Here is a 15,448-nt window from a genome sequence, read left to right as displayed (position 1 = left end):
TGTTCTCGGCCACACCCTCCCCCGGGTGACGACTTGAACGGAGCACGCGTGTCGATGAGCCGCTACACCCGTCCGCACGACGGGCAGGTGCGCTTGATGACGAAGATCGCGCGGATGTACCACGAGCGCGGTGCACGACAGGCCGACATCGCCCAGGCGCTGAACATCTCGCAGGCCAAAGTCTCTCGGCTGCTCAAGCGCGCGGAGGCGGTCGGCATCGTGCGCACCATCGTGACGGTGGCCCCCGGCGTGTACACCGAGCTCGAGGAACGCCTCGAGACCACCTACGGGCTCACGGACGTCGTCGTCGTGGACGTGGACCCCGACGCCGACGAAGCCGAGACCCTGGCCTCGATCGGGGCCGGCGCCGCCGCGTACCTCGAGGCGACCCTCTCGGGCACCGACCGCATCGGCGTCTCATCGTGGAGCCAGACCATCCTCGCGATGGTCGACCGGATGCGGCCGCTGCCCACCCGCGGAGCCACCGAGGTGGTGCAGCTGCTGGGCGGCATGGGCGCGGCCGAGGCGCAGAGCCACTCCAACCGCATCCTGGGCGAGTTGGCGCGCATGCTCGGCGCGGAGCCCGTCTACGTTCCGGCGCCGGGTCTCGTCGCCGGTCCCGACATCCGCGACAGCCTGCTCGCGGGCGCGTCGATGCAGGACGTCACGCGCCGGTGGAGCGAGCTGACGATGGCGATCATGGGCATCGGCAGCGTCGAGCCCTCCGACGTGCTCACCACCAGCGGCAACGCCTTCACCGACGAGGAGCGCTCGCCGCTGCTGGCCGCAGGAGCGGTGGGAGACATCTGCCACCGCATCTTCCGCGCCGACGGCAGCCTCGTGCGCGGCGACATCGACGACCGCATCATCGCGATCCCCGTCGATGACCTCCACCGCATCCCGCGACGGGTCGGCATCGCCGGCGGCCCGCGCAAGCTCGACGCGATCCGCGGCGCCGTCACGGGCGGCTGGGTGACGACGCTGATCACCGACCTGCGCACCGCCGAGAACCTCGCGGACTGACGTCCCCGGTCGCCCCCGGTCGCCCCCGGTCGCCGCGTCGACCCGACGCATACGGTCGCTACGAGGCGCGGAAGAAGAGCCATTCGGGTCGGGTCGCGCGCCGCGAGTGGGTGTCAGGACAGATGGGCCGCCAGGCGCTCGACGCCCAGGCGCGGGCTGGTGAGCACCGGCACGTCGACCGAGACGGCGTCGGCGGCGCCGGCCATCGACGCCTGCGCCAGCACGACGACGTCGGCCTCGGCGGCGGCCCGCTCGATCGCGGCGCCGACGAGACGGTCGTGCGTGGCGCGGTCACCGGATGCCACCGCCGCAAAGGCCCCGTCGATGACCTCGTCGGTGATCTCGGGGTGCAGGTCCGCCAGCGCAGCGCGCTCGCGGAGCAGGCCGATCGTGGGCCGGCTCGTCGTCGACAGCGTCGCCAGCACGCGCACGCGGCGGCCGGCACGCACGGCGGCATCCGCCATCGCCTCGTCGACCCGCAGCACCGGGACTCCCGCGGCGGCGGCGGCGGGGGCCGCCAGCTCGGAGATCGACGAGCAAGTGAACATCACGGCGTCGGCTCCCCCGGCCGCCGCCGCGGCCACCAGGGCCTCGACGCGTCCGGGCACCGAGGCCGCCCGCTGCTCGTCGCGGAGGTCGGCGACGATCTTGTCGTCGAGGTAGTTCACCACGACCGCCTCCGGGAGCAGCTCGGCGGCGAGCTCTCCGAACGGGGCGATGTTGACGGCGCCGGTGTGCAGGAACGCGATGCGCGTCATGGTCATCCCTTCAGCGACCCGGCTGCGAGGCCGGCCATGATCTTCTTGTTCAAGAACACGAACACGATCAGCAGCACGATGATGTTGACGCTGATCGCGGCGAACAGCGGTCCGTACTGCGTCGACCCGTACTCGTCCGACAGGCTCAGCAGACCCACCTGGATCGTAGCGAGGTCGGGTTTCGTGGTGAAGGTCAGCGCGATCAGCAGGTCGTTGAAGACGCTGAAGAACTGCACCAGACCGATCGTGAGCATCGAGTTCTTCATGAGCGGCAGCGCGATGACGAAGAACGACCGCAGGGGGCTCGATCCGTCCATCGTGGCCGCCTCGAAGATCTCCCGCGGCACCGACCGGAAGTACGCCGCCATGAGGAAGGTCGTCAGCGGTATGCCCATCGCCGTGTAGGTCAGGATGAGCGGCCAGAGGGAGTTCGTGAGCCCCGCCCGGAAGTAGACGGTGAACAGCGGCACGAGGATCATCTGCCCGGGCACCATGATGCCGGCGAGGATGAACAGCAGGACCGTCCGGCGGCCCTTCCAGATCATGACCTCGAGCACGTAGCCCGCGGCGACGCCCAGCAGGATGATCAGCGCGACCGACGGGATGGTCACGAGCAGGCTGTTGCGGTAGTTGAGGCCGACGTTGCCGCGGGTGAGCGCCGAGACGTAGTTGTCGAGCGTCCACGTCTCGGGGAGGGCCCAGGTCGGGTTCTCGAAGAACTCGGTCTGCGTCTTGAACGAGCCGAGGATCATCCACAGCTGCGGATACATCACGACGATCAGGAGCACCGTGACGACCAGCCACACCGGGATGCGGCGCAGTGACCGGCGGAAGCGCCGCGCCGTTCCGGGAGTGGCGCCGGGTGCGGCGGCGACCTTGCGCGACCGGGGGCTCGCCTGGGTGAGGGTCTGGGTGGCGGTCATCTCAGTCCTCCACGCGCTTGCTCGATGAGCGGAACACGGTCAGCGTGAACACGAGGCACAGCAGGGTCAGCACGAGGGCGATCGTGCTGCCGTAGCCGTACTCCGCGTACTCGAACGCGGTGCGGTACATGTACAGGGTCAGGGGCGAGGTCGAGGTCCCCGGTCCACCGCCGTTGAGGGCGAGCAGGCTGTCGAAGACCTTCAGCGTGGAGTTCAGGCTGAAGATGATCGACGAGAGGAGGATCGGGGCCGACAGCGGCACGATGATGTGGCGCACCAGGCGGAGGCCGCCCGCGCCGTCGAGCCGGGACGACTCGATGATCTCGTCGGGGATGTCGAGGAGCCCGGTGTAGAGCAGCACGGCGTAGAAGCCCATCGAGCTCCACAGCGTCATGACGATCGCGGTGGCCATCGTGCCGGCGGTGGACGCCATGAACTCCACGCTGCTGCCGCCGAAGAAGTTGATGATGTCGTTGACGGGCCCCTGGTTGTCGCCCACGGCGACGAAGCTGCGGAACAGCAGCGCCACGGCCACGGTGGGAAGGACCATCGGGAAGAACACGGCGGTGCGCACGAACGCCGACCCCTTGCGGAGCACGAAGACGTACAGGAGCGCGAGCAGGTAGCCGAAGGTCACCTGGCACACCGTCGCGATGACGGCGAATCCGATCGTCACCCATAGCGACTGCAGCGCGGCCCCGTCGGTGGCGAAGGTCGTGAAGTTCTCGAACCCGACGAACTCGAACCCGCGCAGCGTGTTGCCCTGGAAGAACGAGAGCCCGAGCGACCACAGCACCGGCACGACCTTGAGCAGGACGTAGATGGCCAGAGGCGGGATGAGGAGGATGAGGATCGTCTTGCGATCCCCGAAGACGCGGTTCATCGGCGCCGTCCTTCCGAAATCAAGGGGGAGGCCCGGCATCCGCGGACGGATGCCGGGCCGGGAACCGTCAGCCGTTGGCTTCGACGCTGGCCTGCAGGTCGGCCATGTACTGCTCGGGCGTCATCTGACCGGTCGTGAGAAGTGTGACGTTGGTGGAGGCGAGGGAGTTCGACTTCGCATCCAGCAGCGCCTCGAACCACAGCACGGTCTCGGTGATCTCCGAGATCTTGTCCTGCACGAAGGCCGTGGTCTCGGGAACGTCGGTGACCTCGCCGTTGACCTTGAAGCCCGACAGCACGCCGGCGTCCTGCAACGCCTGCTGGCCGTAGTTCTCGGCGATGCACGAGAACCAGTCGGCGACCTTGGGGCCAGCCAGCTTCGGGTTGGCAGCCATCGCCGTACCGGCGTTCGCCGGCCACTGGTCGATCGTGCCCTCGCCGCCTTCGACGGCGGGGAACGGCATGAAGCCCACGTTCTCGGCCCCGATCTGGTTCTGCTCCTCGTCGTTGATGTTGCTCAGCAGCCACGTTCCGTCGTACTTCATGGCGGCCTTGCCGGTGAGGAAAGCGGCGGTGGCGGCATCCGGCTCCACCGAGCTGAAGCCGTCGCCGAAGAACCCGGCCTCGGCCATATCCTGCAGTGCGGCAGCGCCGGCGACGTACTCGTCGTCGGTGAGCTTCGCCTTGCCGTCGCGGATGTCGGCCATGGCCTCGGGCCCGACGTTGCGGAAGATGTACATGCCCATGAGGCGGGTGAGCGGCCAGCCCTGCGAACCGGCCTGCGCGAACGGCTGGTAGCCGGCGCCGGCGAGTTCCTCGCCCGCTTCGACGAGTTCGTCGAAGGTCTGCGGCTCGTCGAGACCGAGCTCCTCGAAGATCGCCTTGTTGTACCAGATGCCCTCGAGGTTGTACTGGTAGGGCAGCGAGACCATCTGACCGTAGACGTTGTTCACGGTGGAGGATGCGGCGGGGAGGATGTTGTCCCAGGCGCCGGCCTCGGTGAGGAACTCCTCGTAGTCGAGCACGAGGTCGGCCACCCCGAGGTCGCCGTCGGGCCGCACCATCGCGGTACCCGCGATGAAGTGCGCCGGCAGGGCGTCCTGGCTCGCCAGGAGGGTCACCTTTTGCACGGTGTCGGCCTGCGCCGTCTTCTCGTGGACCAGGGGCAGAGCCTCGTTCTCGGCCTTGCACTGGTCGGCCGCCAGCGCGTCGAGCTGCGCCTCGAGGGTCGGGTTCTCGTTGGCCGTGAGGACCGTGAAGTTCTCCGGGTCGGTGCCGGGGAAGCTCCCGGAGGCCTCATCGCCGCCGGACGAGCCGGGCGCGGTGCCGCCGGCGGCACAGGCGGCGAGCGAAGCGATCGAGGCGAGCGCGAGACCGGTCACGATCATGCTGCGCCGCTGGCTGCGGATGTTCATAGCGTCCTCCTTGACGACGACCATGCAAAGGTGCGGGTACATCGATGACAGTAGGGACGAACCCGACGTGTGTCAACAGTCGGGGTTGAAATTCTATTCACTTTGTGGCTCAATCGGGGAAGCAGGCTCGCTTGCCGTCGCTTCACGCCGGCACGAGACTGGACCGCACTCCGGAAGGAAACATCCATGTCCGTCACCCCCGCGCTTCGCGCGCACGCCCCGTTGCGGCCGCTCGATGCCGAGCAGGCCCGCTGGGTGCGCGGCTTCTGGGGGAACGTGCACGCCCGCACTCGCGACGTCACCGTTCCCCGCATCTGGGATTCTCTCAGCGACCCCGACGTCAGCCCGGGGCTCCGCAACTTCCGGCTCGCGGCCGGGCTCGAAGCGGGCTCCCACGTCGGCCCGCCCTTCATGGACGGCGACTTCTACAAGTGGTTCGAGGCGGCCACCGACCGCTTGGAGACCGACCCCGACGACGAGCTGGCCGAGCGCCTGCAGCACATCGCCGAGCTGATCGCCTCGGTGCAGCGCGAGGACGGCTACCTCCACACGCCCACGTTCATCTCGGAGCGCAACGACGAGGACGTCATCGCCCTGGCCGACCGCTTCAACTTCGAGACGTACAACCTCGGCCACCTCATCACCGCGGGGGTGCGGCACTGGCAGGTGACCGGCAGCGAGACGCTGCTCGACGCGGCCAAGAAGGCGGCGTCCTTCCTCGAGACCCTCGCGACGCAGAAGCCGCTCGAGCTCGCCCGCAGCGCCATCTGCCCCTCGCACTACATGGCCGTCATCGACCTCTACCGCGCGACGGACGACGAGCGCTACCTCCGCCTGGCGGAGGCCTTCGTGCGGGTCCGCGACGACTTCGACGAGGGCGGCGACGACAACCAGGACCGCATCCCGGTGCGCGAGCAGACCGTCGCGGCCGGTCACGCGGTGCGCGCCAACTACCTGTACGCCGGCCTGGCCGACCTGGTCGCCGAGACGCACGACGACGAGCTGGCCGGCGTGCTCGAGCGCCTCTGGCACGATGTGGTCGACACGAAGCTCTACATCACCGGTGGCTGCGGCGCCCTCTACGACGGGGCCTCGCCCGACGGCGACCCCTGGCAGGGCGAGATCAGCCGGGTGCACCAGGCCTACGGCCGCGCCTACCAGCTGCCGCATACGACAGCCCACGCGGAGTCGTGCGCGAACATCGGCATGATCTTCTGGAGCGAGCGGATGCTCGCCCTGACCGCCGACGCCAAGTACTCCGACGTCATCGAGCAGATCGCCTACAACAGCCTGCTGGGAAGCGTCAGTCTCGCCGGGTCGGAGTACTTCTACACCAACGCCCTGCGGCAGGTGCGGGGCCTGCCCTTCGACCTGCGCCGTCCCGGCGATACGGGCCAATCGGTCGTGCCCCCGCCCCCGCCGTCGGATGAACGGCTGCGCGAGCGCTATCTGTCGTGCTTCTGCTGCCCGCCGAACATCGCGCGCACGCTGGCGAGCTTCCACCAGCGGGCGGCCTCGGTGTCGACAGCGGGCCTGTTCGTCCACCTCTACGGCGGAAGCGACATCGACGTCACCGCAGGCGACGGCTCGCGCCTCGCCCTGCGCGAGGACAGCGACTACCCGTGGCGCGAGACGGTGACCTTCACCGTGACGAGCGCGACGGGCGCACTGCCGCTGCACTTGCGCATCCCCGGCTGGTGTGCGGATGCCGCAGCCACCGTCAACGGCGAATCCGTCGCGGTCTCGGGCCGGGGCACGTACACGCGCATCGAACGGACGTGGGCGGTGGGCGATGTGATCGAGCTGACCCTGCCGATGCCCGTTCGCGTGCTCCGCGGGCACCGCCTCGCCGAAGAGCTGACGAATCAGGTCGCGGTGCAGCGCGGCCCGGTGGTCTATGCGCTCGAGAGCGCCGACCTGCCGGCCGGCGTGCTGCTCGAGCAGGTCGCGCTCCGCCGCGGCGGCACGTTCGCACCGGTCGAGATCGAGATCGACGGCACGCGCGTCACCGCGCTCGAGACCGAGGCCGTGATCCTGCCGCTGACCGCGAGCACGGGCCTGTACGACGACCTCGAGCAGGAACCGCTCCGCCCGCTCACCGCACGCCTCGTGCCGTATTTCGCCTGGGGCAATCGCGGCCCCGGCGAGATGTCCGTGTGGCTGCCGTTGGTCTGGTGATCGCCACCATGACCACGGCATCCGTCATCGCGACGTACATCATCGAGACCTCGCTCCCCCTCGCGCACGCGGCCGAAGTGCTTGCAGGCGAACAGTCCACGGGCACGTTCGTGCGGGTCGAGCGCGAGTCCGACGACCTGCGTGCCCGTTTCGCCGCCCAGGTCGAGAGCATCGAAGAGGTGCCCGTGACCGGCGCATCGCCGCTGCCGGGAACGGTGGGCGACCCCGCCGAGCGCCGGCGAGCGCGCCTGCGTCTGCGGTTCCCGCTCGACAACTTCGGCCCTTCGCTGCCCAATCTGCTCGCCGCCGTCGCGGGCAACCTGTTCGAGCTGAAGGAACTGGCGGCGATCCGCCTGGTCGACCTCGAACTGCCGCCCGCGTTCGCGGTGCGCTATGCCGGGCCGCAGTTCGGTGTCGCGGGCACCCGGGCGCTCGCCGGACGTCCGTCGGGGGCGATGATCGGCACCATCATCAAGCCGAGCATCGGCCTCGCCGCCGAAGACCTCGCCGAGGTGGTGGGCGAGCTCGCCGAGGCGGGCATCGACTTCATCAAAGACGACGAGCTGCAGGGCAACAACCCCTACACGCCGCTGGAGGCGCGCGTGAAGGCCGTCATGCCGGTGCTCGAGCGCTACGCCGACCGCACGGGACGCAAGCCCATGTACGCGTTCAACATCACCGACGACATCGGGCGCCTCGAAGCCAACCACGATCTCGTCGTCCGCCACGGCGGAACGTGCGTCATGGCCTGCATCAACATGGTCGGCCTGGCGGGGCTGGAGTTCCTGCGCGGCCACGCCGAGGTGCCGATCCACGGACACCGCGCGATGCTCGGCGCCGTCTCCCGGAGCGAGCAGGTGGGCATCGCCTTCCGCGCCTGGCAGCAGCTGGCGCGTCTGTCGGGAGCCGATCACCTGCACACCAACGGCATCAGCAACAAGTTCTACGAGTCCGACGCCCAGGTGCTCGATTCGATCGAAGCCGTCCGCACACCCCTTCTGGGCCTCACCCCCACGGTGCCGGTGCTCTCGTCGGGCCAGTGGGCCGGCCTTGCCCACGCTACCTACGCGGCGGTGGGCACGACCGACCTGCTGGTACTGTCCGGAGGAGGCATCCACGGGCACCCCGACGGAGCCGCCGCGGGGGTCGCGAGCATGCGCGAGGCGTGGTCGTCGGCCGAGCGGGGCGAGAGCGTCGACGCCGCCTACGCAGCATCGTCCGCGCTCCGACGCGCGGCGGAGAGGTTCGGTCCGGTTCGTGTCTGAGGTCGGCGCGACGTCGATCGCCGCGGCGTTCTACGGCGACGACTTCACCGGGAGCGTCGACGCCCTGCTGCAGTTCGCCCGCAACGGCTGGCGCGGCCGACTGTTCGTCGGCACCCCCTCCGCCGGCGACCTGGCGGATGCCGCGGCCACGGGCGACGTCGTCGGCATCGCCGGGATCGCGCGTTCGCTCCAGCCCGACGAGCTCGAGTCCGAGCTGCGTCCGGCGCTCGCGCAGCTGGCGTCGCTGCATCCCGCCGTCCTGCAGTACAAGGCGTGCTCGACAGCGGATTCCTCGCCCGAGATCGGCAGTCTCGGCCGCGTGATCGAGGTCGGCCGGTCGGTCGTCGCGGATGCCGGCGGCACGGCGCTTCCGGTTCCGCTGCTGTTCGCGCAGCCGGACTTCGGGAGGTACACGGCCTTCGGACATCATTTCGCCGCCGAGCGCGGCGTCGTCTACCGCCTGGATCGCCAGCCGACGATGTCGACCCACCCCGCGACGCCCATGACGGAGTCCGATCTCGCGGTGCACCTCGGGCGCCAGACCCACCTGCCGATCGCGTCGCTCGCCTTCCCGGCGTACACCTCTCCCACCGACCTGGCGGCCGCCCTCCGCGGCAGCCCGGCGGCCGCGGTCGTTCTCGACGCCCTCGACGCCGCTCACCTCGAAGTCGTCGGCACCGCGATCGCCCACCTCGCAGCCTCGGTCGACGGTCCGGTGTTCGCCATCGGCTCGGGCGGCCTCAGCTGGGGGCTGAGCGCCACGGGTCGCCGCGATGCCGAGCCGATCCCGACCGCGTCGACCGAGATCGGCCCGGTGCTCGTCGTGTCGGGCAGCAGATCGCCCGCCACCCGTCGGCAGGCCGACGCGGCCGATGCCGCCGGCTGGCTGGTGCGCCCACTGGGGCTCGGCGCGGACGACACCGTCGACGACGTGCTGACCGCGCTGGCGTCCGGTCGGAGCGTCGCGCTGACCTCGGACGACGCCCTCGAAGCGGGCGACGCGGGGACGGGGGCCGGCGATGCGCTGCTCGAGACGATCGCGGCAGCCGCGGCATCCGTCGTGCTCCGCGCGGCCCGAGCGGGGGCGACGCGGCGGGTGATCGTGTGCGGCGGCGACACGTCGAGCCGCGTGACGGTGCTGCTCGGTGCGCGATCGCTGTCGATCGCCGCGAACCCGTGGAGCAACGTCGTGCTGCTGCGCGCACACGCCGACGACCCGGCGGTCGACGGCCTGGAGCTGCTGCTCAAGGGGGGCCAGGTCGGCGACGACGACCTCTTCGAGCGTGTCCGGGACCTCGCCCGCTGACGCGCCCGCGCCGGGTCACCGTCCCGGTGTCTCGCGGCGACGCTCCGCGCGGTTCGTCCCGCCCGCCCGCGCACCCGCGCCGATGACACGCTCGAACGATTCCGGCAGCTCGACGTTGCCGGGGGCGCCGACGAACAGCGGCGCCACCTGATCGGGCAGGTAGCCCGCGATGCCGCAGCCGATCTCGGTGACGAGGAAGGTCAGGTCCGGATGCGACGCCGCGTACTCGCAGAAGCGGGAGACACCGGCGGCGAGCTCATCGGCGCCGCTCATCGTGTCGATGGCGTAGCTCTGCCCGTGGTGACCGTGCCCCTCGCCCCAGACCGCCCCGAACTACTCGTACGCCGTGCGCGCGGCCCCCGCACCGTGTGCGCCTGCCGCGTTGGATCCGAAGACGAACACCTCGTGGGCGGCGAGCTCGGTGATCATCTTCGCGGTGCTCATGCCGCTCCCCTCGTCGGTCGTTCTTTCGTCGGTCGTTCGGTCGACCTACCGTAGCGCCCGGGTCCGCTCACCGACAGGGCCTCCGGGCGCTCCCTGCGGACTTTCGGCTGTTCGCGCAATCCCGTCGCCGTCACGCCTGCCCCGTGTGACGATGGCGCGCATGGATTATGAGCAGCTCGGACGAACCGGCACCTCCGTCTCCCGGATCGTTCTCGGCACGATGAACTTCGGCGACCGCACCTCCGAGGAGGACGCGTTCGCCATCATGGACCGAGCGCTGGAGCTCGGCATCAACTTCTTCGACACCGCCAACGCCTACGGCGGTGCGAGCGGACGCGGGGCGACGGAGGAGATCATCGGCCGATGGCTGACGGCGCGGCCCGGCGTGAGGGACGACCTCGTCCTGGCGACCAAAGTGCACTCGCCCATGCGAGACCGCGACGGCGGCGACGTCGTCAACGCGCGCGGGGCATCGGCGTGGCAGGTGCGGCGCGAGGCCATCGCCTCCCTGCGACGGCTGCAGACGGACCGGATCGACCTCTACCAGTTCCACCACATCGACCGGCACATCTCCTGGCAGGAGCTCTGGCAGTCGATGGAGGTGCTCGTCGCACGCGGTGAGGTGGTCTACACCGGCAGCTCGAACTTCGCGGCGTGGAACATCGCGCAGGCGAACGAGATCGCGGCGCAGCGGCACTTCCTCGGTCTCGTCAGCGAGCAGTCGCTGTACAACCTGACGCAGCGTTCGATCGAGCTCGAGGTCATCCCCGCCGCGCAGCACTACGGCCTCGGCATCCTGCCCTGGTCGCCTCTCGCGGGCGGCCTCCTGAGCGGCGGATCGAAGGATGCCAAAGCACGTTCGGCGTCCGAGGGCATCAGATCGCAGCGAGAGAAGCGGGGAGCCCAGCTCGACGCGTACGAGTCCTTCGCGCAGGAGCGCGGGTGGACTCCCTCCGCGCTCGGTCTCGCCTGGCTTCTGCACCAGCCCGGCGTGACGGGACCCATCGTCGGTCCGCGCACGGTGGAGCAGCTCGAGTCCGCGGTCTCGGCACTCGACATCTCCCTGAGCTCCGACGACCTGGCGGCGCTCGACGAGATGTTCCCCGGCCCCGGCGGGCAGGCGCCCGAAGCGTACGCCTGGTAGGCCCGGCGGCGCGCGGAGTGGTCAGCCCGCCGACAGGCGCAGCGACCACTCCGTGCGCTCCCGGCGCAGGCGGTACCGCTCGGGAAGCGCCGGGCCGACCGAGGCTGAGCCGATGCCCTGCTGACCGGCGTCGAGGTTGAGCCACACCCGGCCGGTGTCGCGCAACTGGTGGGGCTTGTCGGCCCGTTCGAGGTCGAGCGAGGTCCACCGCCGCGCCGTGAAGTCGAACACGGGACGCCCCTCCACGCGCAGGGCCGGCGCCTCGTCGCCCCAGATGCGAAGCCACCGCGTCGCGACGTGGTTGCCGTTCTCCTGCGGCACCGGGTACGGGGTCTGCAGCGCATCGACGGTTCGCGCGAAACGGCCCAGCCGCGAGCCCTCGAAGGAGTCGACGTAGGTCTCACCCGGACCACGACCGAACCACTCCACCCGGTCGGTGCCGCCCGGCAGCGAGAACAGCAGGCCCAGCCGGGGCAGCCAGATGTCGCGATGCAGGTACGGGGTGTCGTCCCACGCCCCGTCGAAGTCGACGGCGACATCGAGGACGAGTCCGTCGCCGTCGGCGCGCCAGAGCATCGTCCACAGCAGGCCGTGCGGGTGGGTCGACGGCGCCGTCCGGCCGCGGACCCGCAGGATGCCGGCGTCGACGGCGATCTCGTCGACGCGGTGCTGCATGCGGTTCATCCCCGTCTTGCGCCACACCGCGGCGAGGTCGTTGAGGTCGCCCTGCCCGTGGTCGTTCTCGGTCGGCGCGCGATGCGGATCGAGCCACGGCCCGTCGACCTCGAGATCGCCCAGTCGCCGGAGCCGACCGGTGTCGGCGTCGAAGACGCCCGGTCCGATGCGGATCCCACCGGCATCCGGGGCTGCGATCCCGCTCGCAGGCTGAGCCGCGTCGGAAGTCTCGACGGCGTCTCGTGTGAGCGCGGGCGCTGCCGCAAGCGCCGGCGCGCCGGCGAGCGCGGGCGTCGGGCCGACGGACGCGACCAGTTCGTGCTGCGCCCAGGCGATGACGTGTCCGGCCTCGGCCCACGACGTGGCGTCCGCGAGCGCGGCCTCGACGGTGAGGATGCGCGACGGGGCGCCCTCGCCCGACGGACCGAGCGCGGGCAACGGCATCCGCACCGCCTCGCCCGCCGCGATGAGCGGCACCTCCCACGCCCCCGACTCCGTCTCGCGCCCGTCGACCTCGATGATCCACCGCCAGGCGATGTCGGCGGTGTCGGCACTGTGCCTCTCGTTGGCGATCTCGACCCCGCCGTCTGCGATCGAGATGAGGAACGGCTCGTGCGCCTTCGCGAGCTCGACAAGACCGGGGGTGGGCGTGCGGTCGCTGAAGACGAGCCCGTGCAGGCTGAACCGGCCGCCGCGCGGCTCGTAGTCCACGTCGTCGCCGTGCATGATGAACGGGATGCCGTCGGGGGTCACTGCCGACAGGCCGTGATCGATCCACTCCCACACGAACGCACCGCACAGGCGATCGTGGGAACGGATGATGCGCCAGTAGTCCTGCAGCGAGCCCGGTCCGTTGCCCTGGGCGTGGGCGTACTCGACGAGCAGGAAGGGGAGCCCGCGGCGTCGTTCGTCGTCGGCGTCGGTGACCTCGCCCGGACGCGACGCCGCCGGCGGCGTCGCCGCTGCGGCGGCATCGGGCTCTCGTGCCGACGAGTCGAAGACGAGGCCGTGCATCCCCAGCCGGCCGCCGCGCGGCTCCTCGCGGCGGCCGATCTGCTCGAGCAGCTCGAGCGAGGGGTACATGAGCGAATAGAAGTCCGAGTCCCGGTAGCTGGGGTCGCGCTCGTACAGCACGGCGCGCGAGGGGTCGCGCTCGTCGAGCCAACGCCGCATCTCGCCGAAGGTCTCCCCCACCCAGCTCTCGTTCGCGAGCGACCACACGACGATGCTCGGACGGTTCTTGTCGCGTTCGACGGTGCGGCGCAGGCGGTCCATCAGCGCGCCCCGCCACGCGGGCTCGGCGGGCGGATTGCCCTGCCATCCGGCGTAGATGAAGCCGTGGGTCTCGAGATCGCACTCCGCCACGACCCACAGGCCGTACTCGTCGCACAGCCGGAGGAACTCCGGATGCGGCGGGTAGTGGCTCGTGCGAACGGCGTCGATGTTCGCCCGCTTCATCATCACGATGTCTCGGATCATCGTCTCACGGTCGAGCGTCCGGCCCGTGTCGGGATGATGCTCGTGCCGGTTCACACCGCGGAAGGTGACCGCCCGCCCGTTCACGGTGAACACGCCGTCGACGATCTCGACGTGCCGGAACCCGACCGCGAGCTCGACCCGCTCCCCCGCCGAGACGAGCGTGCCCCGGTACAGCCGCGGCGTCTCGGCGCTCCAGGGCTCGACCGCCACGGATGCCGTCTGCCCGGCTGCCATGCGGATGCCGAGCTCGGGGATCTCCACGATCGCCTCGGTCGTCGCCTCCACCCGCAGTGTGCCGATCCCGGAGAGATGGTCGTAGTCGGCGTGGACGACGTGGTCGTCGATGGCACCGTCGGGACGGGCGATCAGCTCCACCTCGCGGAAGATGCCCGGCAGCCACCACATGTCCTGGTCTTCGAGATACGTGCCGCTCGACCAGCGGTGAACGCGCACCGCCAGCACGTTCCGCCCGGGCCGCGTGGGGGCGTCGAACTCGACGGGAAGCCGGCTGCCGCTCGACCAGCCGAGCTCGACGCCGTTCAGCCACACCTTCGCGCACGAATCCACGCCCTGGAACCGCAGCACCGCGCGCTCGAACCCGGCGGGCACCTCGAACTCGAGCCGGTAGTCGCCGGTGGGGTTCTCAGTCGCGACGCGCGGCGGGTCGAGCGGGATCGGATACGCCGTGTTCGTGTACAGCGGCCCCTCGGCGGTGCCGCGCACCGACCGGGCGGGGCCGCCCGCCAGCGGGGTGATGTCCTCGAGCACCCAGTGCGCGGGCACTCGGATCTCATCCCATCCGCTGTCGTCGAAGTCGTCGCCGACGAACGCGTCGCCCGTGCCGAGCGCGGTCGGGGAGAGCCGGAACCGCCATCGACCGGAGAGGTCGATCGTCGGGGCATCGGTGCGCGCGTCCGCCCGCGGGGCGCGGCATCCCTCGCCCGCGTCCGTGCTCTCCCAGTAGTTCACTCGATGTCCTCCGCGTCGTCGATCGTCGTCGGCGCCGGCCCCAGGGCCTCGAGCTCGGCCCAGATGTCGTCGGGGATCGCGGTGTCCCTCAGCTCGACCAGCTGCCGCAGGCGCTCCGTCGACGAGACGCCGACGATCGTGGAGTCCACCAGCGGCGAGCGCAGCGAGAAGTGCAGGGCGACCGCCCGCAGCGGCACCGCGTGGCGAGCGCAGACGCCCTCGGCGCGCGCGACCCAGTCGATCAGCGCGGGCGGGGCCGGCCGGTAGCCATAGCTGGCGCCCTCGCGGGCCCCGTGGGCGAGGATGCCGGCGCCGAAGGGCGCGGCGTTGAACACGCCCATTCCCCGACGACGGGCGGCGGCGAACAGGGGCGCGGCGCTCTGATCGACGAGGGTGAAGCGGTTGTGCGAGAGCACGACATCGAAGAGGTCGGTCTCCACGTATGCGGTCATCAGCGGGATGGGGCCGGCCGCGATGCCGATGGCGTCGACGGCCCCGGCATCCTTCAGCTCGCGGAGCCCGTCGAGCGCGCCGCCGGGCGCGGTGGCCTCGGCGAACGTGACGGAGTAGGGGTCGTGCAGGTGCAGCACCTCGACCCGGTCCAGCCCCAGGCGGGCCAGGCTCTCCTCGTACGAGCGCAGCACGCGGTCACGATCGAAGCGGCCCGTATCGGGGTCTCGGTCGACCTTGGTCGCGATGCGGGCGACGGGCTCGTCGCCCAGCTCGGCCCGGGCGACGCCGAGCACCGCCTCCGAGCGTCCGCCCGCGTACTCGTTGGAGGTGTCGACGACGGCGAACGGGCCGGTGAGGAAGGCCCGGGCGTGATCGACGGCGGTCCGCTCCTCGACCGATCCCGGCGCGGTCCCCCGCCCGAGCCCGGAGGTGCCCACGGTGATGTCGCCGACGGCGATGCCGGTGTCGCCGAGCACGCGCTGCGGCTCGTCGGGGTGGGTGGAGATGTGGCTGCTCTGCCGCATTGTGAATATC

11 protein-coding genes and 1 pseudogene are annotated in these 15,448 nt (G+C 70.7%); 5 read left to right on the top strand and 7 right to left on the bottom strand.

Annotation, left to right across the window (positions count from 1 at the left end):
* Positions 1 to 54 precede the first annotated feature (54 nt).
* Entirely contained in the window at positions 55 to 1,023 is a 969-nt protein-coding gene (locus tag ACPYN5_RS00710) for a sugar-binding transcriptional regulator (protein ID WP_424447070.1), read from the top strand.
* A gap of 113 nt (positions 1,024 to 1,136) precedes the next feature.
* Here the strand turns inward: ACPYN5_RS00710 and ACPYN5_RS00705 are convergent, their stop codons facing one another.
* From ACPYN5_RS00705 to ACPYN5_RS00690, 4 genes are all read right to left on the bottom strand, one after another.
* Positions 1,137 to 1,781, bottom strand: coding sequence for an aspartate/glutamate racemase family protein (locus tag ACPYN5_RS00705; RefSeq protein WP_424447069.1), 645 nt, complete (start codon positions 1,779 to 1,781; stop codon positions 1,137 to 1,139).
* Between the two features lie 2 nt (positions 1,782 to 1,783).
* Positions 1,784 to 2,704 (bottom strand): carbohydrate ABC transporter permease, encoded by a 921-nt coding sequence (locus ACPYN5_RS00700; RefSeq protein WP_424447068.1) that lies wholly within the window; start codon positions 2,702 to 2,704, stop codon positions 1,784 to 1,786.
* A 1-nt stretch (position 2,705) separates the two neighbouring features.
* Entirely contained in the window at positions 2,706 to 3,587 is an 882-nt protein-coding gene (locus tag ACPYN5_RS00695) for a carbohydrate ABC transporter permease (RefSeq protein ID WP_424447067.1), read from the bottom strand.
* 67 nt (positions 3,588 to 3,654) lie between these two features.
* A complete protein-coding gene (locus ACPYN5_RS00690) occupies positions 3,655 to 5,001 on the bottom strand; it encodes an ABC transporter substrate-binding protein (RefSeq protein ID WP_424447066.1) in 1,347 nt (448 codons plus the stop codon).
* A gap of 186 nt (positions 5,002 to 5,187) precedes the next feature.
* Between ACPYN5_RS00690 and ACPYN5_RS00685 the strand changes: the two genes are divergently transcribed.
* The 3 genes from ACPYN5_RS00685 to ACPYN5_RS00675 are packed head-to-tail and all read left to right on the top strand — an operon-like array spanning position 5,188 to position 9,750.
* On the top strand, positions 5,188 to 7,179 hold the full coding sequence (locus ACPYN5_RS00685; protein WP_424447065.1) for a glycoside hydrolase family 127 protein: 1,992 nt from the start codon (positions 5,188 to 5,190) through the stop codon (positions 7,177 to 7,179).
* A complete protein-coding gene (locus ACPYN5_RS00680; RefSeq protein WP_424447064.1) occupies positions 7,176 to 8,444 on the top strand; it encodes a RuBisCO large subunit C-terminal-like domain-containing protein in 1,269 nt (422 codons plus the stop codon). Before ACPYN5_RS00685 ends, ACPYN5_RS00680 begins: the two co-directional genes overlap by 4 nt.
* Positions 8,437 to 9,750 (top strand): four-carbon acid sugar kinase family protein, encoded by a 1,314-nt coding sequence (locus ACPYN5_RS00675; protein WP_424447063.1) that lies wholly within the window; start codon positions 8,437 to 8,439, stop codon positions 9,748 to 9,750. Before ACPYN5_RS00680 ends, ACPYN5_RS00675 begins: the two co-directional genes overlap by 8 nt.
* 15 nt (positions 9,751 to 9,765) lie before the next feature.
* Here ACPYN5_RS00675 and ACPYN5_RS00670 read toward each other — a convergent pair.
* Positions 9,766 to 10,071: pseudogene (locus ACPYN5_RS00670) on the bottom strand (A1S_2505 family phage non-structural protein); the annotation flags it as partial.
* Between the two features lie 283 nt (positions 10,072 to 10,354).
* Here ACPYN5_RS00670 and ACPYN5_RS00665 point away from each other — a divergent pair.
* Entirely contained in the window at positions 10,355 to 11,338 is a 984-nt protein-coding gene (locus ACPYN5_RS00665; protein WP_424447062.1) for an aldo/keto reductase, read from the top strand.
* Between the two features lie 21 nt (positions 11,339 to 11,359).
* Here the strand turns inward: ACPYN5_RS00665 and ACPYN5_RS00660 are convergent, their stop codons facing one another.
* Positions 11,360 to 14,461, bottom strand: a complete 3,102-nt coding sequence (locus ACPYN5_RS00660; RefSeq protein ID WP_424447061.1) for a glycoside hydrolase family 2 TIM barrel-domain containing protein — start codon at positions 14,459 to 14,461, stop codon at positions 11,360 to 11,362.
* Positions 14,458 to 15,438: an aldo/keto reductase gene (locus ACPYN5_RS00655; RefSeq protein ID WP_424447060.1), complete on the bottom strand. Its 981-nt coding sequence runs from the start codon at positions 15,436 to 15,438 to the stop codon at positions 14,458 to 14,460. Before ACPYN5_RS00655 ends, ACPYN5_RS00660 begins: the two co-directional genes overlap by 4 nt.
* Between the last annotated feature and the right edge of the window lie 10 nt (positions 15,439 to 15,448).

Origin of the sequence: Microbacterium arborescens (assembly GCF_049707515.1) — a bacterium.
Classification (GTDB): domain Bacteria; phylum Actinomycetota; class Actinomycetes; order Actinomycetales; family Microbacteriaceae; genus Microbacterium; species Microbacterium arborescens_B.
This window is presented reverse-complemented; position numbering and strand designations above follow the sequence as displayed.